The following is a 22808-nucleotide window of genomic DNA, read 5'->3' on the forward strand; positions in this document are numbered from 1 at the left end:
GAAATGGAAAAAAGAAATAATATAATATAAAAAATATAAAATCTAAGTTGATGCAACTTTTATTGATTATTTAAAAAACTTATTATAAAATTTTTTTTACATATAATTTATCCATACATAATCCTAATATTTCTAATATACTCAAATTCAATATCGGATGATTTTTATTTGGAGCTATTTCACACAGAGGTTCTAAAACAAATCTTCGTAAATGTAACAATGGATGTGGAATTGTCAAAATAAAATTACATATAATAATACGATCATAAAATAAAATATCTATATCTATTTCTCGATCTTGATAATGCTCTGTGCAAGAATTTCTTTTTCTTCCTATAAGGAATTCTATATTTAAAATTTGATTCAAAAGATCAATAGGAGAATGATTCGTTTTTATATGTAAAGCTCTGTTATAAAAAATAGAATAATTTTTCATATTCCATGCTTCGCTTTCAAAGTACGATGAAATTTTAACGATTTTCCCAATTTTTTTAGACATCAAAATTAAAGATTTATCCAAATATTTTTTTTTATTTTCTTTATTACTTCCTTGTAATAAAAATACATCGTGTTCTTTCATATATTTATTAAAAGGAAAATTAAGGAAAATTATTAATACATTTAATACATTGAAAAATGTGTATTTTTTTTTATTTAAATTAGAAAAATGTTTTTATAAAAAAAATATTAATGGGATTAGTCGTAGATTTTATGAAGAATCTCTTCACTCAAGAAATAGCTATAGATTTAGGAACTGCAAATACACTTATTATGCATAATAATAAAGTAATAGTAGATTTACCTTCAATAATAGCTATAGATGTAAGAACAAAAAAAGTGTTAGCTGTAGGAGAAGAAGCTAAACAAATGCAAGGAAAAACACATGAAAATATTAAAATATATAAACCATTGAAAGATGGAGTTATTGCAGATTATCAAGTTGCAGAACTTATGATTAAAGAGTTTCTTAAAAAAGTTCCAGGTGTTAATAATAAATTTTTTACTCCATCATTAACAATGGTCATTTGTATTCCATCTGGAATAACAGAAGTAGAGAAAAGAGCAGTTAGGGATTCAGCTCAACATCTTAATGCTAAAGAAGTATATCTTATTGAAGAACCCATGGCTGCTGCTATAGGTTCAGGTATTTCTGTGACGAAAGCAGAAGGAAATATGATTATTGATATAGGAGGTGGAACAACAGAATGTGGCGTCATCGCTTTAGGGGGAATCGTGTGTCAAAAATCTATAAAAATAGCTGGGGATGTTTTCACTAATGATATAGCCTATTTTCTACGTTCTAAATATAATTTGTATATTGGAGAAAGAACTGCAGAAAAAATAAAAATAGATATAGGAGCAGCTATGGAATCCATAGAAACTCCTCCAGAAGATATCCATATACAGGGAAGAGATCTTCCTACGGGAAAGCCTAAAGAAATGAATATTTCTTATAAAGAAACAATTCCGGCTTTAGATAAATCAATTTTACGAATTGAGGATGCTGTAATGGAAACTCTTTCTAGAACTCCACCGGAACTTGCAGCAGATATTTATAAAACAGGAATATACATGGCAGGTGGGGGTTCTCTTTTAAGAGGATTAGATAAAAGAATATCTAATAAAACTGGTTTATCTGTTTTTTTAGTAGAGGACCCTTTGAGAGCTGTAGTAAAGGGGACGGGAGTGGCATTGAAAAATATTGATAAATTTACATTTTTAATGAAATAGGGTTAATTTTATGCGTGAATTTTTTAGTTTTTTTTAAAATGGCGTTTTTTTATCTTCTTTTTGTTACTAGAATTTTCTGCTATTTTTCTTTCTTTTTCAAATTCAAAATTACACCAATATATTTATACGGGTTCTTCCAATTTTATGATTGGAAAAATTTATGAGGCTATTTATAAATTGCGTAGTTATTTTTTATTAGAAATTGAAAATAAAAAACTTTTAAACGAAAATAAAGAATTACGTAATGCTCAAATATTTTATAAAATAAAAAAAATATCTAAAGATTTTAAAAAAGAAGATATTAACTATTTACAACAATATACTTTCACTCCAGTACAAATCATAAATAATAGCATTCATGAACAGGAAAATTATATAACGATTAATAAAGGAAGCATAGATGGAATCAAACCAGACATGGGGATTATATTATCTAACGGAATTGCGGGTATTATTATTAAAACTTCTCCACATTTTAGTGTAGCAATTTCTCTTTTAAATCTCAAAATTAAAGTTAATGCTAGATTAAAAAAAAATAGATATTTTGGGACTCTTAGTTGGGACGGGTTAGATTATGAATATGTAGTTTTATATGATATTCCAAGACATTCTACTATACATAAAGGGGATATTGTAGAAACAGATGGAAAATCTGCTACTTTTCCTGAAGGAATTCCTATTGGAAGTGTGGATTCTTATAAATTTGATGAAGAACATGCTAATTATATTATAAAAGTGAAACTCATGGCTAACTTTTCGACTATAGAAAATGCTTATGTTGTAAAAAATTTATTCAAAAAAGAATGGAATGAAGTTCAACTTTATAAAGTTGAAAATAAACAATGAATTTAATTAAAAATTTTATTATTTCTATATTCTATATTTTTTTTCTTTGTTTAATTCAAATATCAATACTAAATCCTTTATTTTTCTTATTATTAGGGTGTTATTCTTATATATATATTCTTTTTATATTAATATATCCATATAATGAAAATGAAAACAAATTTATATTTTTATTTCTATCATTTTTAATAGGATGGGTCATAGATCATTGTATGAATTTAGGAGGAATTCATGCTTTTTCTTCCACTTTATCTGCTTTTTTAAGATCAAAATTTTTGCAATTTTTTGATGGAAAAAATTTTATAAATAGAAATGATTTTTCGATTTATGAATTACCTTTTCTAAGAAAGATGCTTTATATATTTTCATTAGTTTTTATACATCATTTTTGTTTATTAATATTGGAAATATTAAAGGGTGCTCCTTTGAACCGAATTCTTTTATTGAGAACAATATTTAGCAGTATTTTTACAACTATTTTGTGTATTATATATTTTTTTTTCAAAAAAAATTAAACATTGAAAAAATTATATAAATTTTACATTTTATTGAGTACTGTAGGCATAATTTTAATAATTAGATTATTTTATATACAAATATATACAGAGAAATATACGTTAAATGCTTTTAACACCTCTATTAAACAGGAAATTATCATTCCTGAAAGAGGATCTATTTTTGACAGAAATGAGAATCTATTGGTTTTTAATAAATCTATTTATGAATTAACAGTCATTCCTATTCTCGTAGATGAACATTTTAATATTATAGAATTTTGTAATCTTGTAGGAATTGAAAAAAATACTTTTTCTAGAAATTTAGAAAAAGCAAAAGCTTATTCTAAATATTTACCATCTGTTTTTTTACCTTTTCTTTCTAAAGAAAAATTTGCGACTATACAAGAAAAACTCTATAAATACAAAGGTTTTGATTGGACAAAACGTTCTCTAAGAGATTATAAAGTAGAAAGTTCAGCTAATGTTTTAGGATATATAGGAGAAGTGACTCAAAAAGATATTAAAAAGGAATCTAATTATTATCAAATGGGAGATTTTATTGGTTGGGCTGGAGTAGAAAAATCTTATGAAAAAATTCTGAGAGGAAAAAAAGGAGTAAAATATTGGGTAAGAGATAGAAAAGGTTGTATTATAGGAAGTTATAATAATAGAAAAAACAACGTCAAAGCTGTAAGTGGATATGATATTTCTTTAACCATAGATTGGAATTTACAAAACTATGCAGAACAACTTATGTTTCAAAAAAAAGGAGGAATAGTTGCTATAAATCCTAAAAATGGAGAAATTTTATCCTTGGTGTCCAGTCCTATTAATAATCCTAATTTATTTGTGGGAGTAAATCGTTCTAAGGAATTTAAAAAATTAATGAAAGATACAATTGATAATCCTTTATTTGATAGAACGACACAAGCTCGTTATCCACCTGCTTCTCCATTTAAATTACTTACTGAGTTAGCAGGTCTTCAAATGGGAGTCGTGAACACGAATACTACTTTTATATGTTATAAGGGATTTAAATATGGAAAAAAAAGAATTCATTGTCATTCTGGAGTTCATGGATACCCTATAGGAATCGAAACAGCAACTGCTGTTTCTTGTAATAATTATTTTGCACAAGTTTATAAACGTGTTATAGAAAAATACCCTAAAAATTTGACAAAAGGAGTAAATGAATGGTGTGATATTATCAAAAGTTTTGGTTTTGGAAATTATTTGTATAATGATTTAGCTACAGGAGAAAAAGGGATCATTCCTTCTGGAGATTATTATAATAAAAAATATGGAACAACAAAATGGAACGCGATTACGATTATTTCTAATAGTATTGGTCAAGGCGAAATAAATGTAACTCCTATACAGTTAGCTAATATGGTTTGTGCTATAGCAAATAAAGGTTTTTTTTATACTCCACATATAGTAAGAAAAATTAATCATAAACTTATATCTAATCCTAATTATACTGTAGCTAAACATACTAAAGTTGAAAGCAAATATTTTGATTTTATTATTAATGGAATGGAAAAAGTTTTCATGATTGGAACTGGAAAAAGTTTCAAATCATCTGACATTCGAATGGCAGGTAAAACAGGAACTTCGCAAAATTTTATTAAGGTAAATCATAAAACAGTTTCTTTACCCGATCATTCTATTTTTATATTGTTTGCTCCAGTAGAGGACCCTAAAATTGCTATTTCTGTTATAATAGAAAATGGAGGATTTGGATCTCGTTGGGCTGGACCTATTGCTAGTCTTATTGCAGAAAAATATATAAAAAATAATGTGAATAGAAAAAATCTTGAAAAAAAAATAATGACTTCAGGATTGCAAAATGTATATAATTCAATAGCAAAAATGAAAAAATTAAATAATTCTTACATAAAAAATTATATTGATAAAAAGAAATAAAATATTATTTAGAAACATAGATTGGATAGTTATATTCATCTATATTTTTATGACTTTCTTTGGGCATATGAATTTATATTCCGTTTCTCCAGAAAAAGCAGAAAAACAATTCATATGGATATTATTGAGTTTTATTTTCATATTTATTATTTTTTTATTTAAACCCATTCATTATAAACATATAGCTCCATTCTTCTTTTTATTTACATTATTTCTTTTAATTGGAGTATTTTTTTTCGGAAAAAATATAAATGGATCAAAATCTTGGTATGTTTTTGGTCCTATTAGTTTTCAACCATCTGAATTAACTAAAATATCAACATCTTTAATGATAGCTCATATTATGAGTCAAGAAGATATTGAGAATAATAATAAAGCATTATTACATATATCTATCATATTAATATTACCTGCTTTTTTAATATTTTTACAACCTGACCCAGGTTCTTCTATAGTTTTTTCCTCTTTTCTTCTCACTTTATATAGAGAAGGATTATCTATTTCTTTTATACTCTACTTTTTATTTTATATATTATTATTCGTAGTTTCATTAAATTTATCCCCCTGGATTGTAGTTTTATTCTTGTTTATTATTTTCATTTTTTTCTTTATTTTTAAGAAAAAAACAACATCATTTGTCGATCTATTTTTTTATATATTTTTATTCATTAGTTTTTCAGTTTTTTCTATTTCTTCTCCCTTTTTTTTTCAAAAATTTTTAAAACAACATCATAAAGATAGAATTAATATTCTATTTCGAAATGAATTTGATAGAAAATATAGAGGAAATGTAGGATATAATTTATTATATTCTAAAACAGCTATTGGATCTGGAAAATTTTTAGGAAAAGGATATAAAAAAGGAACTATTACAAAGGGAAAATTTGTTCCTGAACAACATACGGATTATATTTTTTGTACAGTAGGAGAAGAATGGGGGTTTATAGGAAGTACAATTTTAATTATATTTTATTTACTGTTTATTAGTCGTATTTATTTTTTGTCTGAAAGACAAAAAGACGTTTTTGTAAGAATATTTGGTTATTCAGTTGGGAATATTATTTTTATTCATTTTGTTATTAATTTAGGTATGGTTATGGGACTTTTTCCTACAATAGGAATTGTCTTACCTTTTTTTAGTTATGGAGGATCATCTCTTTGGTCTTTTACTGTTTTATTATTTATATTTATGAGAATGGATGTATCGGATCAAACCAGTTTGATCTAATTTAATAGATAGATAATCAGTAAATTTAAATTATTTGGGGCTGATTTTGGATTTGACAGCAAGGTGAGTGATAAAAGAAAGCATATCGTGTCACGTAAGGTATTACACGAAAATCAAGCCTTACAAAATATATAAATGGCGAGAAAGAATACGCTTTTGCTGCATAATGTTTAAAAACATTATGCCTTAGTCTGCAAAAAAAGGCAGAAGTAAAATATCTCTCAGAAATTTTTCCTTATAATTTCTGATATAGAGGTACGATAAAGGATTAAGGATAAGAAAACGGATGATTCTTAAGTTTTCTGAAATTGTGTTTTGAATCTTAAGTTTTTATTCTAGATCCAAAACTTGAATAAAAATGTAAATAAATTTTATTTTGGATAAATATGTAGAAATCTTTTACCCTACTTGTTTGGACGCGGGTTCGAATCCCGCCAGCTCCACTTATTTATAGTCATTTAAAATTTTACACAAAATAAAAAAAATTGAATTTTTTATATATAGTGTATTTTCTGGTATTCTTTTGGGATTAGGATGGCCTACGGAGGGAAATCCTATATATTTGTTTATTGCTTTTGTCCCTTTGCTATATATAGAAAATTATTTGAATGATTCTTCATTTTATGTTTTCTTATTTTCTTTTATTCCTTTTTTAATATGGAATGCTATTTCTACATGGTGGTTATCTTATGCAAAAAGAACTAATGGAACTTTTGCTGTAGAAGCTTATTTAATTCCTGTGTTATTGAATGCTATTTTTATGTCAATTGTTTTTTGTTTTTATTCGTGTATTAAAAAAAAACATATAAAAGACAAAAAAATAGGATATACATTCTTAATTTGTTTATGGATTTTATTCGAAAAAATGCATTTAGAATGGGAATTATCTTGGCCATGGCTTAATTTAGGAAATGGTTTTGCGAATCGTACAAAATGGATTCAATGGTATGAATACACGGGAATTTTGGGAGGATCTGTATGGATATGGATAGTTAATATTGGATTAACAGAATCCATTGTTCAATATAAAAATGATAAGAAAGTATTTTTCTTATATCAGAGAATATTTATTAATATAGGAATAATTTTTTTCATGATTTTTATTTCAAATCTTATATATATAAAATATAAAGACTGTCAATGCGAACATACTGCAAATGTATTAATTTTACAGCCTAATATAGATCCATATAATCAGAAATATTATATTTCAACAAATGAATTGATTTCGAATTTAAAAAAGTTAATAGATAAAAAAATATCTAAAGAATCTATGATTATCATTGCTCCAGAAACTATGTTTCCAATGAAAATACAGATAAAAGATATGGGAAGAAATAAAATAATCTCTGCATTTAAAGATTACTTAAAAAATAAATCTCCAAATACAGTGTTTATAACAGGAGTAGAATTAATCACTTTATATCATCATAAAAACAAAACTAAAACCTCCATTCCTTTTTTTTCAAAAAAAATAAAAAATATGCAATGGATAGATGTTTTTAATTCTGCAATTCAAATAGGAAATAATGAAAATATTGAATTTCATCATAAATCTAAACTAGTCCCAGCAGTAGAAACTTTTCCTTATAAAAAATTTTTTTTACCTATATTAGGAAATATATTGCTTAATTTTGGGGGGACTGTAATGGAACTTGGAAAAGAAAACTCTCCCTCTATTTTTCAACATCCTTATTTAGGAATCAGAATAGCTCCAATTATTTGTTATGAATCCGTTTTTGGAGAATATGTTTCTAATTTTTTTAAAAAAAATGTGGATTTAATGGTTATTCTTACAAATGATGGATGGTGGGGCTTTTCACAAGGACATAAACAACATATGTATTATGCTCGAATTAGAGCAATTGAAAATCGAAAATCTATAGCTAGATCTGCAAATACAGGAATTTCTTGTTTTATTGACGAAAAAGGAGAAATCATTTCATATATTCCTTATGGAAAAGAGGGGGTTTTATATAATAAAATACATCTCAATAAAAAGAAAACTTTTTACATTCAATATGGAGATTTCATTTCAAAAATAAGTTTATTGACAATAATTATAATTTTATTATACCCCATCACGTATAATATAATTTATTCTCACAGATTACACAAAATCTGAAGTTTTTTCATTAATATTATTTAAATTTTTATTTTTCAAATAAGCCTCACCTATATGATTAATAATATCGTTAGCTATAATAGATTCTTCGTTTAATTTTTGGGATGCAATATCCCCTGATAACCCGTGAAAATAAACTCCCATGATGCATGATTCTTTTGGAGAAAATCCTTGGGATAAAAAACTCATAATCATTCCAGTAAGAACATCGCCACTCCCTGCTGTTGCCATTCCTGGATTTCCTGTACTATTAAAATACAGATCCCCATTAGGCGTTGAAATAACGGAATGTGCACCTTTTAATACAATAAAAATTGTATATTTTTTAGACATTTCTTTTAAAAGATGCAATTTTTCATAATCATTTTTCCATGATTTAGATAATCTTTGAAATTCTTTTGGATGGGGAGTAAGAATAGTTTCTTTCGGAAGAAGATCTAATAATTGTAATTGATTTGACAATATATTTATAGCGTCTGCGTCAATTACCATTGGGATTTTTTTATTTTTTAATAAAAAAGATTCTAGAGCATATACAGTTTTAGGATGAACACCCATTCCCATTCCGATTCCTATTGCGTTGATATTTTTATTAGGAATAACAATATTACTGATATAATGTTCTTTTAGGTCTGTATTTACAATAGCCTCTGGAAGCGTATTTTGTATAATTTGATATCCACAATAAGGGACATATACACTTAATTTTCCTATTCCAGAACGAAAACTAGCAGTTGCGGAAAGGACAACAGATCCTATCATTCCAAAACTTCCACCTATAATCATTCCATGCCCATAATTTCCTTTATGTGAAAATTTTTTTCTTATTTTTTTTTTATATATAGCATGAATATAGACAGGATCTATATAAAAATTATGAACTTGTATTTTTTGAATGAAATTAATTTTCCATCCAATATTTATCAAATACCACTTTCCAACATAATTTTCATAATCTGGTAATAAAAAAGATAATTTTGGAACTTGAAAAGTCAAAGTGTGAGTCGCTTTGATTATTCCCTCAAAATTTTCATGATTTTTTTCAATAAAAAGCCCAGATGGAACGTCTATAGATATAACCGCTTTAAATTTTTTATTGTTGATATAACGAAAAAAATGTTTCCAATATTGATTAATTGGACGATTGAATCCTATTCCAAAGATAGCATCAATAAGATAACTTTCTTGATTCAAAAAAGGAAATTTTGATCCTTCATCAAGAGTCATAAAATTTATTTTATGTTGTAATATTTTATTTTTATTGATTAAAAACTCATTTGAAAAATGATTGGAAATATTTAGTACGTATATAGAAACTGTGGCCCCGTATGAATATAACATATAAGATAAAGAAAGTCCATCTCCTCCATTATTTCCATTTCCTACTAACACTATAAATGGAATTTTTCTAATTTTAAAATATTTATTGTTAATAATCCAATCAAAACAACCTTTAGATGCTCTTTCCATTAGTTGAACATAAGAAATTGATTCTGAATCAATACAATATTGATCGGCTTTTCTAATTTGATTTAAAGAAAGAATTTTCATTTTTTTAAATGAATTTATTATTTTTAATTTTGTAAGTTTTCTATTTTTCTCAGATGAGATCATGAAATCTGATTAGTATCTGCAAATATAAAACGATTAATCTAGATGGCCGAGTATAATTTGACCCTTCCAGCCATGGGTGAAAGTATAGCTGAGGCTACTATCATTCGTTGGTTAAAAGAAGAGGGGGATTCTGTAAAAAAAGAAGATATTTTGGTAGAAATAGCTACAGATAAAGTAGATTCTGAAATATCTTCACCTGTAAATGGTATATTAAAAAAGAAATTATTCGCTACTAATGAAGTTGCTAAGGTGGGAAGTTTCATTGCGATTTTAGAAACGGAAGAACAATTTTCTTTAGAAAAAGTTCCAATAATAGAAAAAAATAAAAAATATTTTTATTCTCCTCTTGTACGTACTATTGCTCATAAAGAAGGAATCAGCTTATATGAGTTAGATACAATAGAAGGAACTGGAAATAAAGGACGTGTCACGAAAAAAGATATACTGAAATTTATTCGTATAAAAAGAAATAAAATCATGATTCCCAAAAATGTTGTTACAAATAATGAAGAAATAATTGAAATGGATAGAATGCGTAGGATTACTGCAAAACATATGATGAATAGCAAAAATATTTCTGCACATGTTACTTCTTTTGTTGAAGCAGATGTCACTAATATAGTGAAATGGAGAGAAAAAATAAAAGATTCATTTCAGAAAAATACAGGAGAAAAATTAACCTTAATGTCCGTTTTTGTAGAATGTGTGGTGAAAGCTATAAAAGATTTGCCTATGATAAATATATCCGTAAATGGAACAAACATAATCAAAAAAAAAATATCCCATATAGGACTAGCTACTGCTTTACCTAATGGTAATTTAATTGTTCCTGTAATAAAAAATGCGGATTCTTATAATTTAGTAGGATTAATAAAAATTATTAATGATTTAATCAAAAGAGCTAAATCTAATCAATTAAAACCTGAAGAGACGCAAGGAGGAACTTATACTATTAGTAATATAGGTAGTTTTGGAAATCTTTTTGGGACACCAATTATCCATCAACCTCAAGTAGCTATTATGGCGATAGGTTTAATTCAAAAAAAATTATCTGTAATAGAAACCCCAGAAGGAGATTTCATAGGAATAAGACATAAAATTTATTTATCTCATTCTTATGATCACCGTGTGATAGACGGAGTTTTAGGTGGAGGTTTTGCTAGAAAAGTAGCTTTATATCTAGAAAAATTTAATTGTTATACAAAAATATAATATAAAAAAATTATGAAAATCAGTTTTGATGTACTTATTGAAATTCCAAAAGGAAGCAGAAATAAATATGAGTTTGATAAAACAAATAATATGATTCGATTAGATCGAGTATTGTATTCTCCTATGAGTTATCCAACAGATTATGGTTTCATTCCAAAAACTCTTTCTATGGATGGAGATCCATTGGATGTATTAGTTTTTTTAACAGAACCTACCGTCCCAGGTTGTTTAATAGAGGTTAAACCTATAGGAATTTTTTTCATGAAAGATGAAAAAGGAGATGATGAAAAGATTATTTGTGTTCCTGTTGAAGACCCTAATTATAATACTATAAATAATATTGATGAAATCGCTTTACATACTAAAAAAGAGATAGAACATTTCTTTTTGGTATATAAAGATTTAGAAAATAAAAAAGTGAAAATAGGAGATTGGAAAAATCAAAAAGAAGCTATTTTTGTATATAAACAATCTTGTTTGCGATATAAAAATAATTTAACGAAAATGTAATTCTTTTAATTTTTCTTTTTCTAAAAAAGATGGAGCATTTATCATTAAATCTTTTCCATAATTATTTTTTGGAAAAGCAATAAAATTTTTTATATTTTTATTGCCTTCTAAAAGATTCACCAATCTATCTAATCCAAAAGCTATTCCTCCATGAGGAGGAACCCCATATTCGAAAGCCTTTATAAAAAAACCAAATCGGGTTTCTATTTCCTTTTTAGATAATCCTAAATATTTAAAAATTAGATTTTGAATATTTTTATTGTGAATACGTATAGATCCACTGCCAATTTCTATTCCATTTATAATCAAATCATAAGATTTAGAACGAATGTTTTTTGGATCTTTTTCTAATAAATAAATATCTTCTTCTTTTGGGCTTGTAAATGGATGATGCACAGATTTATATTTTTTATATTTTTCATCCCATTCTAATAGAGGTAAATCATTAATCCATAAAGGTTTAAAAATTTTTGGATTATTCAAATTCAAAAATTCTGCAATTTTTAGTCGTATTTTTCCAAGTTCTTTTCTAGTTTTTATTTTTTTTCCATAAGAAAAAAATAATAAATCCCCGGGGACAGCTTTAAAATATTTTATAAAAATTTTTATAATTTCATCATTTAAAAAATTTTGATTAGAAAAAAATAAAGTTTGATCATACAAATATTTATATCCAAAAAAATTTTTATTTTCTATTTGTTTTAAAAAACAATCTATTTTTCTAGATATACATTTTATAATTTTAATTCCTATGACCAATTCTTGGTTTTTCAAAAAATTTATATTTTCTTTTTTGATTAAATCATTTAATTCTACAAAAGACATTCCGAAACGAATATCAGGAGAATCTGTTCCATACATCTTAATCGCATCATGATAAGAAATACAAGGAAAAGAATCTAATTGAATATTCTTAATTTTTTTGAAAATATGTTTGATAAAATTTTCAAAAAATGTTAATATATCATGAACTTCGACAAAAGACATTTCACAATCTATTTGTGTAAATTCTATTTGTCTGTCAGAACGAGAATCTTCGTCTCTAAAACATTTAACAATTTGAAAATACCTGTCTATTCCTCCTATCATCAACAATTGTTTAAATAATTGTGGAGATTGAGCTAATGCGTAGAATTTATTAGTATGTATTCTAGAAGGAACAACAAAACTTCTAGCTCCTTCTGGAGTATAATTTATTAATAAAGGAGTTTCTATTTCTAAAAATTTATTTTTAGAAAGAAAATTACGTGTTTCTAATGTCAAATTATGACGAATTATTAAATTATTTTTAATAGGATCCCTTCTAATATCAAGATACCGATAAATCATTCTAATCTCTTCATTTCCATCTGTTTTATCTTTTATAGTAAAAGGAGGTGAGAGAGATGAATTTAACAAGTTTATATGAGATACGTAGATTTCTATTTCACCTGTATAAATATTATAATTCTTAGATAATCTTTCTACAACTTTTCCTTTCACTCTAATTATAGATTCTTTACTTAAAAAAAGATTTTTTTTTACTAATTTTTTATAAATAACTAGTTGTGTAATTCCGAAATAATCCCTAATATCTATAAAAAATAAGGATCCAAAATTTCTTATTTTTTTAATCCATCCAGATAATATCACTTCTTTTCCAATATCTTTTTGACTCAATTCTCCACAATTATGTGTTCTATACATAATTTTATTACTTTATTTAACTTTTTCTATCAGATAATTCTTCATAAACTTCTATAATATCTCCAGATCTAATATTATGATAATTCTTGATTCCTAACCCACATTCATATCCTTTTGAAACTTCTTTTACGTCTTCTTTGAAACGTTTGAGAGAAGTAAATTCTCCGTTATGAATCACAATTCCTTCTCGAATCAATCTTACTTTTGCTTGACGGAGTAATTTTCCTTCCGTTACCATACATCCAGCTATAGTCCCTGCTTTTGGAATTTTAAATATTTCTCTAATTTCAGCATTTCCTAATATTTTCTCTCTAATATCGGGAGATAACATCCCATCCATAGCTTCCTGAATATCATTAGTCACATCGTATATAATCGAATAAGTTCGTATTTCTATATTTTCTTTTTTTTCTATATTTTTAGCTCCAATATTAGGACGGACATTAAATCCTATAATAATAGCATCTGAAGCACTTGCTAATAAAACATCGGATTCTGTAATTTGACCAACTCCTTTATAAATAATATTGACCATAATAGTATTCGTAGATAATTTTTGAAGAGCATCAGCAATGGCTTCTACTGATCCATCTACATCTCCTTTAATAATAATTTTTAATTCTTTAAAATCACCTAATGCTATCCGTCTTCCTATCTCATCTAATGTAAGATGTTTTTGAGCTCGTATATTTTGTTCTCTTTGCAATTGTTCTCTTCTAGAAGCCAACTGTTTAGCTTCTTTTTCATCTTTAAATATTTTGAATTTATCTCCAGCAGTAGGGGCTCCATTTAATCCTAATATGGTAATAGATTTAGATGGGCCTGCTGATAAAATAGATTTTCCTCGTTCATCTAAAATATTTTTTACTTTTCCATGATGACTTCCTGCCAAAACATAATCCCCCATTTTTAATGTCCCTCCTTGAATAAGTAAAGTTGTTATATATCCTCTTCCTTTATCTAAAGAAGCTTCAATAACTGTTCCTATGGCCGGTTTATTTGGATTGGCTTTTAAATTCAATGATTTAGATACTAAAAGGACTTTTTTTAATAATTCATCTATTCCAGTTCCCAACTTCGCTGATATTTCTTGTGTGAGATATTTTCCACCCCATTCTTTTACTAAGAAGTTTAAATTGGCTAATTGTTCCCTAATTTTATCGGGATTGACATTAGATTTATCCATTTTATTGAAAACAAAAATAATAGGAACATTAGCTGCTTGAGCATGACTAATCGCCTCTTTAGTTTGTGGCATGACATGATCATCCGCAGCTATCACTATAATAGCGATATCCGTTATTTGTGCTCCTCTAGCACGCATAGCAGTGAATGCTTCATGACCTGGAGTGTCTAAAAAAGTAATACTTTGATTATTGGAACATTCTACACTATAAGCTGCTATATGTTGAGTTATTCCACCTGCTTCCCCTGCAATAACATTAGTATTTCTAATATAATCTAACAAAGATGTTTTTCCGTGATCCACATGCCCCATAACAGTAATAATAGGAGGTCTAGGTTTTAAATGTTCCTCTAAATCTTTATCGTCCTGAACCGCCTCTTCTAAATCCAATCCAACAAATTTTACATTAAATCCAAATTCATCTGCGACTAAAGTCAGTATCTCTGCATCTAATCTTTGGTTCATCGTCACCATAATCCCCAAAGACATGCAAGACATAATTACATCAGTGGCATTAACTTTCATCATAGATGCTAATTCATTAACTGTTGTAAATTCAGCTAGTTTGAGAATTTTTTCTTCTTTTTGATTTTCCATTTCATTTTGCAAAAGTATTTTTTCTTTCTTAGACTGACGTTTTTCTTTTCTAATTTTTGAAGCTTTCGATTTCATTCCTTTGGAGGATAACTTTTCCAAAGTTTCTTTAATTTGTTTTTTGATTTGTTCATCAGTAATTATCGATTTTTGTACATTTTTTTTATTTTTCGATTTATCTATTTTTTTATCGTTAGAATGTTTATTTAAATAAGATTTCCTTTCTTTGTTCTGACTTTGTTTTTTTCCTGTAGTAACGTTTTTCATTTCCTCAATGAAAATTTCTTTTTTAATTCTTCTTCGTTTTTTTTTAATCTCTGATTTTGTTCTTTTTTTTTCAAATTGAGATAGATCTATTCTATCTCCTGTTAACATGACTCCATCTAACTTTTGATAAATCGTATCAATATGTTCAGGTTTATTTTTAATTTTATTTCCTAATTTTTTTTTCTTTATGTTGATGTAAATTGTTTTTTTTTCTTCTTGAGTTCCATATTTTTTGTCTAATGTATCAATATCTATTTTTCCTATTTTTTTGAATCCCACTAATTTTTCTGATTTAGCACGTATAATTTTATAATTTTGAATATGTTTTGACTTTAACAATTCTTTTTTTATTTTCTCTTTTTCCATTCTCTTTTGCAAAGAAATTTTCTCAGATTCATCTCGTATTTCCTTGTAACTTTGAAATTCTATAACAAGAGATTTATATACTTTTTCTTCTATTTTTGCATTAGGATTATTTTCTATTTCAATTCCTTTTTTTTGTAAAAAACTAATTACTCTTTGTAAGGAAATATTAAATTTTGTTAATACTGTTTTTAATCTGATTTTATCAGTCATATAAAAATATTCAGTCATATAAAAATATAAAATGTATTAGGCACAAAAATAAAAATATTAAAAAGAAAAAATAAGGAAAAAATTATGTATTTATATTTAATTCTTCTTCAAATTCTTTTCTCAATATGGAGAAAACTTTATCAATGATTTTTTCTTCCAGATCAGTTCGTTTACTTAAATCGTTTTTTCTGTAATTTAAAACAGATTTTGCGGTACTTAAACCTACTTTATGAAATTTTTCCAAAACTTCTGATTCTATTTCATCAGAAAATTCTGTTAATTCTACATCATCTTCATAAGGAAAATCTCTGAATATATGAATTTTGTATCCGGTCAATTGACTAGCTAATTTAATATTTTGTCCCCCTTTTCCAATCGCTTTTGATATTTCTTCTATTTTTACATATACGTTTACATATTTATGTTCTTCATTAATTTCCATCATAGAAACTTTGGCTGGGCTCAAAGATCGTGTTATATATAATTGTATATTAGAGGTATAATTAATGACATCAATATTTTCATTTTTTAATTCTCTAACAATAGGATGAATTCTAGAACCTTTCATCCCTACACAAGCTCCTACTGGATCTATGCGATCGTCATAAGATTCTACAGATACTTTCGCTTTTTCTCCTGGAATACGTGCTACTTTTTTTACTGTAATCAATCCATCAGAAACTTCTGGAATCTCTAACTTAAAAAGTTCTTCTAAAAAAGATTCATCCTTTCTAGTAAGAACAGCAAAAGGTTTATTATCTTTCCAATCTACTCGTTTAACTAAGGCTCTGACTGGATCTCCTTTTCTAAAAAAATCATTTGGAATTTGTTCTTGTTTAGGTAAAACCATCTCATTTTGTTCATCGTCTCTCATAATTATTTGCTTGGGCAAAATGTGATATACTTCTACATTAATGATTTCTCCTATTTTATTTTTAAATTTTTTATAAGTATTTGTATTATCATATTCATTAATTTTAGAAAGTAAATTTTGTCTTAAAGATAAAATAGCTCTTCGTCCTAGAGATTGTAATTCCACTTTTTCTGTTACCTCTTCTCCTATTTCAAAATCGGGTTCTATTTTTCTAGCTGTAGATAATTCTATTTCCTTATTTATATCTTTTACTTTTCCATCTTGTACGACTATACGGTTTCTCCATATTTCTAAATCACCTTGATCTGGATTGACAATAATATCATAATTTTTTGATGATTCATATTTCTTTCTTAAAACACACCGTATAGATTCTTCCAAAATGGCCATAAGACTCATTCTATCTATATTTTTTTCATATTTAAAATCTGAAAAAGAGTCTATTAAAGCTTCATTGTCCATAAATATAAAATTTTAAAAAAATTGAGTTTAAATTTTTATTTTTTAAATAAATTCAATATCTATTATATTATTCAATCTACAAAACATAAAAAATAAAAATTTAAAAATTTTTGAAAATAACTCAAAAAATACGGTTCTTTATAAGAAGTAGTAAGAATTTTAGTTATGTGTTATAAAACTTTTTTTGAAAAAGTAGTAACAATTATTTTTCAAATCCAAGAAATTCATGAATTGATCCATAATTTAGATCTAAAAAAATGGGGAGCTATAACTCTTGTTATAATTGGAAAAATATTATTTTTTGCTACTATTCTAATAATTTTAGAATTTATTTTTAATAGAGGAGTACGTTTTATAGGTAGAAGAATAGTAAGTTCTACTCATTTTGTTTGGGATAATATTTTATATGAAAATAAAGTTTTTGATAGTCTAGCACATTTCTTTCCATTATCTATTGGGTTGATATTAATTGAACCATTTTTTAAAAATTATCATACAATTGTTATTTATTTAGAAAAAGTATTTGATATATTATTTGTTCTAATTGTTCTACAATTTTTAATTCGAGTCGTAAATTCTATTATGAGAATAGCTACAAGTGAAAACAATCACCAAACGATAGCAGTTCGTTCTTTTTCACAATTACTTAAGATTATATCCATTATATTTTGCATATTGGTTATTATCGCTATTCTTACAAAAAATGATCTTATTAATGTTTTAACAAGTTTAGGAGCTATAACTGCTTTTGTTATATTAGTTTTCAGAGATACAATATTAGGATTTGTTTCAGGAGTACAAATGGCTTCTACAAAAATGATAAAAGTAGGAGATTGGATTAGAATTCCTAAGTATAATATAGAAGGAACAGTTATTGAAATCAATTTAACTTCCGCAAAAATAGAAAATTTCGATAAAACTATTACTAGCGTTCCAACCTACGATTTGATTTCCACAGCAGTTACTAATTTTGAATTTATGCGTCAAAAAAATATACGTAGAATCAAAAGATCTATTTTATTTAATATACAATCATTTCATTTTTGTAATTCAGATATGTTAAAAAAATTTCAACATGTTTATTTGATAAAAAATTATATACAAAAAAAACAAAAAGAAATAGATCTTTTCAATAAAGAGAAAAATATTGATGTAAATATAAATATAAATGGAAGGAGGTTAACGAATATCGGTCTATTTCGTCAATATGCACTAGAATATTTATCCCAACATCCTAAAATATCACAATCAGAAACTTTGATGGTTAGACATTTAGAACCTACTCCTTATGGGTTACCTGTGGAATTATATTGCTTCACAAATACTTCTGAATCTATTAAGTATGAGCAAATACAAGCTAGTGTTTTTGATCATTTATTAACAGTTGCTAAAGAATTTAATTTGGAAATTACACAAGTTACTAAAAAAGAAATTTTAAAAAGATGGTAAGATTAAGTGTAAATTTAAACAAGATAGCTACATTAAGAAATGCAAGAGGAGGGAATATCCCAGATTTATTGCAAGTTGCAAGAGATGTTCAAAAATTCGGATGTCAAGGAATAACTATACATCCACGTCCTGATGGAAGACATATTACATATAAAGATGTTTATGACATAAATTCTGTGATTACGACAGAATTCAATATAGAAGGAAATCCTTCTGAAAAATTTATGAAACTGGTGCTAGATATTAAACCATCACAAGTAACTTTAGTTCCTGATTCTGATAATGCGATCACATCAAATTCTGGATGGAATACTTTTTTATATCAAGATTTTTTGACTGATAAAATTATAAAATTAAAAAATCATGGAATTCGTACTTCTATTTTTTTAGATCCAAACCCGGAATTGGTTTCATATGCAGCTCAAACGGGAGCAGATAGTATAGAATTATATACTGGATATTTTTCTATAGGATATTCGGAAAAGAAATGGAACAGCATTGATCCATATATTGAAACAGCAAAAATTATTGTTAATAATCAAATGTTCATTCATGCTGGACATGATTTAAATTTAGATAATATTTATTTTTTAATTGAAAAAATACCAAATATATCAGAAGTTTCAATTGGACATGCTTTAATTTGTGAATCTGTATATATGGGACTGGAAAACACAATACAAAGTTATTTAAAAAGAATTTATCAAGCCAGTAAAATAAAAAAAAATGATACTGTATTCTAAAATTTACGGGACGGGGTACCCCATTTTAGTTTTTCATGGTTTATTTGGAAATGGAGACAATTGGGTTTCTTTTGCTAAAGAATTTGAAAAATTTTATCAAATTCACTTGTTGGATATTAGAAATCATGGAAAAAGTTTTGTTTCCCATGAAATGAATTATGATGTCATATCAGAAGATATATTAAAATATATTTATTATTACAAATTAAATCATCCTATATTATTAGGACATTCTATGGGAGGAAGGGCCGTCATGAAGTTTTCTATAAAATATCCTATGATTCCCAAAAAATTAATCATTGTGGATATCAGTCCTAAAGCTTATATTAATACTAATCAAAAAAAATTAATTCATATTTTAAAAAAAGTGGATTTTGATATCATCAATACTAGAAAAGATCTAGATTTTTTTTTAAAAAGATGGATTTCTGATTTGAAAATTAGATCGTTTTTTTCTAAATGTACTCAAAGACAAAAAAATGGGAAATTATGTTTTCATTTTTCTTTATCAAATATTGAAAAAAATTATGATGATTTAATTCATAAAGAAATAAAAAATGGTTCTTATCATGGTCCTGTATTATTTTTGCGAGGAGAATATTCGAATTATCTTCTTGATCAAGATTATAATCATATACGAAAATTATTTTCCCAATCTAAAATTTGGACGGTGAATAAATCTGATCACTGGATTCATGTAGAAAACCCCACGGATTTTCATGAAAAAATCAGTATTTTTTTAAACGAAACATAATTTATGTATATTATTTTTTTTAATTAAAAAAATTTATTATGATTTTTGATCTTGATATGATTCGAAATTTTTACTCAAGCTTTTTACATAAGATTGAAAAAATTCGAAATGTCATAGATCATCCTATGACTTATTCGGAAAAAATTTTGTATTCTCATTTATTTATCGAAAATAATTATAAATCCATAAATTTTAAAGATAAATATTATATGAATTTTTTACCCGATCGTATTGTGATGCAAGATGCTACAGCTCAAATGACATTGCTTCAATTTATGCAAACTAAAAAATATAAAACGTCTGTTCCAACTTCTATTCATTGTGATCATCTTATATCTGCTCAATTTGGAGCAGATTTGGACTTAAAAAATTCCATAAATAAAAATAAAGAAATTTATAATTTTTTAAGATCGGCGTCTTGTAAATATGGAATAGATTTTTGGGGACCTGGATCAGGGATTATTCATCAGGTTATTCTAGAAAGTTATGCATTTCCTGGAGGAGTCATTATAGGGACAGATTCTCATACCCCTAATGCTGGAGGATTAGGGATGTTAGGAATAGGAGTTGGAGGTTCTGATGCGGCCGAAGTTATGTCTGGATCCCTTTTAGAATTAAAGTTTCCTAAAATAATTGGAGTAAATTTAATTGGTAAAATTAATGGATGGACTTCTCCTAAAGATGTTATATTAAAATTATCTGGTATGATTGGAGTATCAGGAGCTATAAATCATATTATTGAATATTTTGGAGAGGGGGTTGATAGTATTTCTTGTGTAGGCAAGGCTACCATATGCAATATGGGTGCAGAAATAGGGGCTACAGCTTCTTTATTTCCTTATGATGTTAAAATGAAAGATTTTTTGATAAAAAATGGAAGAATTCAAGTATCTATAATGGCAGAAAAAATAAAAAATTTTTTAAAAGCAGATCCAGAAGTTTATCAAAATCCATATCATTACTATGATCAAGTCATAAAAATAGATTTAAGTGTTTTAGAGCCACATATTAACGGTCCTTTTACTCCAGATATAGCAACTCCTATTTCTAAAATGAAAGAAGAAGCAGCTAAAAATAATTGGCCTACAAAAATTGAAGTAGGATTGATCGGTTCTTGCACAAATTCTTCTTACGAAGATTTCTCAAAAGTAATATCAATAATTCAACAAGCAAAAAAGAAAAAATTGAAAATGAATTCAGAATATATGATATCGCCGGGGTCTAAAAAAGTTTTTTCTCTTATAAAAAATGCAGGATTTTTATCAATTTTTAAAGAATTTGGAGCTAAAATTTTTTCTAATGCTTGTGGCCCTTGTATTGGACAATGGATTAGAAAAGAAAATCAAGAAAATGTAAAAAATACAATTATTCATACTTTTAATAGGAATTTTTCATCTCGGAATGACGGAAATCCAAAAACACATGCTTTTATCGCTTCTCCAGAAATTGTTACAGCTTTAGTTTTTTCTGGAGATTTAACATTTAATCCTATGAAAGATAAATTGAAAAATGAAATGGGTGAGGATGTCAAGTTTGAAGAGCCTAAATCAATGGAAACTCCTACAAGGAATTTTAAATCAGAAGAATTAGGATATGAAAGTTTTTTAAAAAAAGAAAATAAACAAAATTTGTCTGTAATTATAAAAAAAAACTCTAAAAGATTACAGGTATTGTCCCCTTTTTTGGCGTGGGATAGAAATCATTTGTTGAATCTTAGACTTTTAATAAAAATTAAAGGAAAATGCACTACAGATCATATTTCAATGGCAGGACCATGGTTAAAATATAGAGGTCATCTTGAAAAGATTTCTGAAAATTTATTAATGGGGGCTATAAACGCTTTTAATCATGAAAAAAATAAAATAAAAAATATTATAACAGATAATTATGATACGGTTTATAATGTAGCCAAATTTTATCAATCAAAAAATATACAAACTTTAATTGTAGGAGAGGATAATTATGGAGAAGGTTCATCAAGAGAGCATGCTGCTATGGAACCTCGTTTTTTGGGAGTTCGTGTGGTTCTTGTTAAATCTTTCTCTAGAATACATGAAACTAATTTAAAAAAACAAGGAATTTTAGCTTTAACTTTTTTAAATCCGGACGACTATTACAAAATACAAGAAGAAGACATATTACATTTTTATATAAAAAATATATGTCCTAATAAAAATATAGAAGTGGAATTAATTCATAAAAATGGAAATAAAGAAAAAATAAGAATTTGTCATTCTTATAATAATAAGCAAATTCAATGGTTTAAAGCAGGTTCTTCTTTAAATTTCATCAGAAAACAAACAATATGAAAATTGCAAAAATTTTACTAATCAAAATCATTAGATTATATCAAATAGGGGTATCTCCATGGATAGGAAACAATTGTAGATATATTCCAACTTGTTCAAATTATATGATTTTCTCATTAAATAAATGGAATTTTTTTAAAGCTATTTTTTTAAGTATAAAAAGAATCATTAAATGTAATCCTTGGGGTCCATCAGATTACAATTATCCAAAATAAATTA

The 22808-nt window shown here is 26.3% G+C and carries 18 protein-coding genes and 1 other RNA gene; 14 read left to right on the plus strand and 5 right to left on the minus strand.

The features are described from left to right. Nucleotides 1-82: 82 nt before the first annotated feature. Nucleotides 83-580: a 2-amino-4-hydroxy-6-hydroxymethyldihydropteridine diphosphokinase gene (gene folK, locus K645_RS00010; protein WP_022564837.1), complete on the minus strand. Its 498-nt coding sequence runs from the start codon at nt 578-580 to the stop codon at nt 83-85. Between the two features lie 110 nt (nt 581-690). Between folK and K645_RS00015 the strand changes: the two genes are divergently transcribed. The 7 genes from K645_RS00015 to lnt all read left to right on the plus strand — a co-directional run bounded on the left by K645_RS00015 (nt 691) and on the right by lnt (nt 8353). Next, a complete protein-coding gene (locus K645_RS00015) occupies nt 691-1731 on the plus strand; it encodes a rod shape-determining protein (protein WP_022564838.1) in 1041 nt (346 codons plus the stop codon). 60 nt (nt 1732-1791) lie between these two features. Further along, the gene (gene mreC / locus K645_RS00020; protein ID WP_022564839.1) at nt 1792-2577 is read left to right on the plus strand and encodes a rod shape-determining protein MreC; all 786 of its coding nucleotides are present in this window, start codon (nt 1792-1794) and stop codon (nt 2575-2577) included. Then, nucleotides 2574-3092: a hypothetical protein gene (locus K645_RS00025; protein WP_022564840.1), complete on the plus strand. Its 519-nt coding sequence runs from the start codon at nt 2574-2576 to the stop codon at nt 3090-3092. Before mreC ends, K645_RS00025 begins: the two co-directional genes overlap by 4 nt. 3 nt (nt 3093-3095) lie before the next feature. After that, nucleotides 3096-5000, plus strand: coding sequence for a penicillin-binding protein 2 (mrdA, locus tag K645_RS00030; RefSeq protein ID WP_022564841.1), 1905 nt, complete (start codon nt 3096-3098; stop codon nt 4998-5000). After that, nucleotides 4984-6228: a rod shape-determining protein RodA gene (rodA, locus tag K645_RS00035; RefSeq protein WP_022564842.1), complete on the plus strand. Its 1245-nt coding sequence runs from the start codon at nt 4984-4986 to the stop codon at nt 6226-6228. The genes mrdA and rodA overlap by 17 nt, the downstream gene beginning before the upstream one ends. Before the next feature lie 36 nt (nt 6229-6264). Beyond that, nucleotides 6265-6674: a transfer-messenger RNA gene (ssrA, locus tag K645_RS03135) on the plus strand. Between the two features lie 77 nt (nt 6675-6751). Then, a complete protein-coding gene (gene lnt / locus K645_RS00040; protein WP_022564843.1) occupies nt 6752-8353 on the plus strand; it encodes an apolipoprotein N-acyltransferase in 1602 nt (533 codons plus the stop codon). On the opposite strand, the gene K645_RS00045 is transcribed toward lnt, so the two are convergent. After that, entirely contained in the window at nt 8339-9967 is a 1629-nt protein-coding gene (locus K645_RS00045; protein ID WP_022564844.1) for an NAD(P)H-hydrate dehydratase, read from the minus strand. The two genes, lnt and K645_RS00045, sit on opposite strands and share 15 nt — an antisense overlap. A 42-nt stretch (nt 9968-10009) precedes the next feature. Between K645_RS00045 and K645_RS00050 the strand changes: the two genes are divergently transcribed. Then, nucleotides 10010-11179, plus strand: a complete 1170-nt coding sequence (locus tag K645_RS00050; protein WP_022564845.1) for a dihydrolipoamide acetyltransferase family protein — start codon at nt 10010-10012, stop codon at nt 11177-11179. Nucleotides 11180-11191: 12 nt separating this feature from the next. Further along, the gene (locus K645_RS00055) at nt 11192-11689 is read left to right on the plus strand and encodes an inorganic diphosphatase (RefSeq protein ID WP_022564846.1); all 498 of its coding nucleotides are present in this window, start codon (nt 11192-11194) and stop codon (nt 11687-11689) included. Here the strand turns inward: K645_RS00055 and aspS are convergent. The 3 genes from aspS to nusA all read right to left on the minus strand — a co-directional run bounded on the left by aspS (nt 11675) and on the right by nusA (nt 17334). Then, on the minus strand, nt 11675-13375 hold the full coding sequence (gene aspS / locus K645_RS00060; RefSeq protein ID WP_041935982.1) for an aspartate--tRNA ligase: 1701 nt from the start codon (nt 13373-13375) through the stop codon (nt 11675-11677). The two genes, K645_RS00055 and aspS, sit on opposite strands and share 15 nt — an antisense overlap. 16 nt (nt 13376-13391) lie before the next feature. Continuing rightward, nucleotides 13392-15998 carry a translation initiation factor IF-2 gene (infB, locus tag K645_RS00065; protein ID WP_041935983.1) on the minus strand — a complete coding sequence of 869 codons (2607 nt, stop codon included), beginning with the start codon at nt 15996-15998 and terminating at the stop codon, nt 13392-13394. A gap of 82 nt (nt 15999-16080) precedes the next feature. Further along, on the minus strand, nt 16081-17334 hold the full coding sequence (gene nusA / locus K645_RS00070; RefSeq protein WP_022564849.1) for a transcription termination factor NusA: 1254 nt from the start codon (nt 17332-17334) through the stop codon (nt 16081-16083). A gap of 165 nt (nt 17335-17499) precedes the next feature. On the opposite strand from nusA, the gene K645_RS00075 reads away from it, so the two are divergent. Genes K645_RS00075 through yidD form a run of 5 tightly spaced genes read left to right on the plus strand, consistent with a single transcriptional unit; the run spans nt 17500 to nt 22804 of the window. Next, complete coding sequence (locus K645_RS00075) at nt 17500-18783, plus strand: mechanosensitive ion channel family protein (protein WP_022564850.1); 1284 nt, start codon at nt 17500-17502, stop codon at nt 18781-18783. After that, entirely contained in the window at nt 18777-19526 is a 750-nt protein-coding gene (locus tag K645_RS00080; protein WP_022564851.1) for a pyridoxine 5'-phosphate synthase, read from the plus strand. Before K645_RS00075 ends, K645_RS00080 begins: the two co-directional genes overlap by 7 nt. Then, complete coding sequence (locus tag K645_RS00085; RefSeq protein WP_022564852.1) at nt 19510-20280, plus strand: alpha/beta fold hydrolase; 771 nt, start codon at nt 19510-19512, stop codon at nt 20278-20280. The genes K645_RS00080 and K645_RS00085 overlap by 17 nt, the downstream gene beginning before the upstream one ends. Nucleotides 20281-20318: 38 nt before the next feature. Then, the gene (locus K645_RS00090; RefSeq protein ID WP_022564853.1) at nt 20319-22589 is read left to right on the plus strand and encodes an aconitate hydratase; all 2271 of its coding nucleotides are present in this window, start codon (nt 20319-20321) and stop codon (nt 22587-22589) included. Beyond that, nucleotides 22586-22804, plus strand: a complete 219-nt coding sequence (gene yidD / locus K645_RS00095) for a membrane protein insertion efficiency factor YidD (protein WP_022564854.1) — start codon at nt 22586-22588, stop codon at nt 22802-22804. The genes K645_RS00090 and yidD overlap by 4 nt, the downstream gene beginning before the upstream one ends. The last annotated feature ends 4 nt before the right edge of the window (nt 22805-22808 follow it).

This window comes from Blattabacterium sp. (Nauphoeta cinerea), from assembly GCF_000471965.1.
GTDB lineage: Bacteria > Bacteroidota > Bacteroidia > Flavobacteriales > Blattabacteriaceae > Blattabacterium.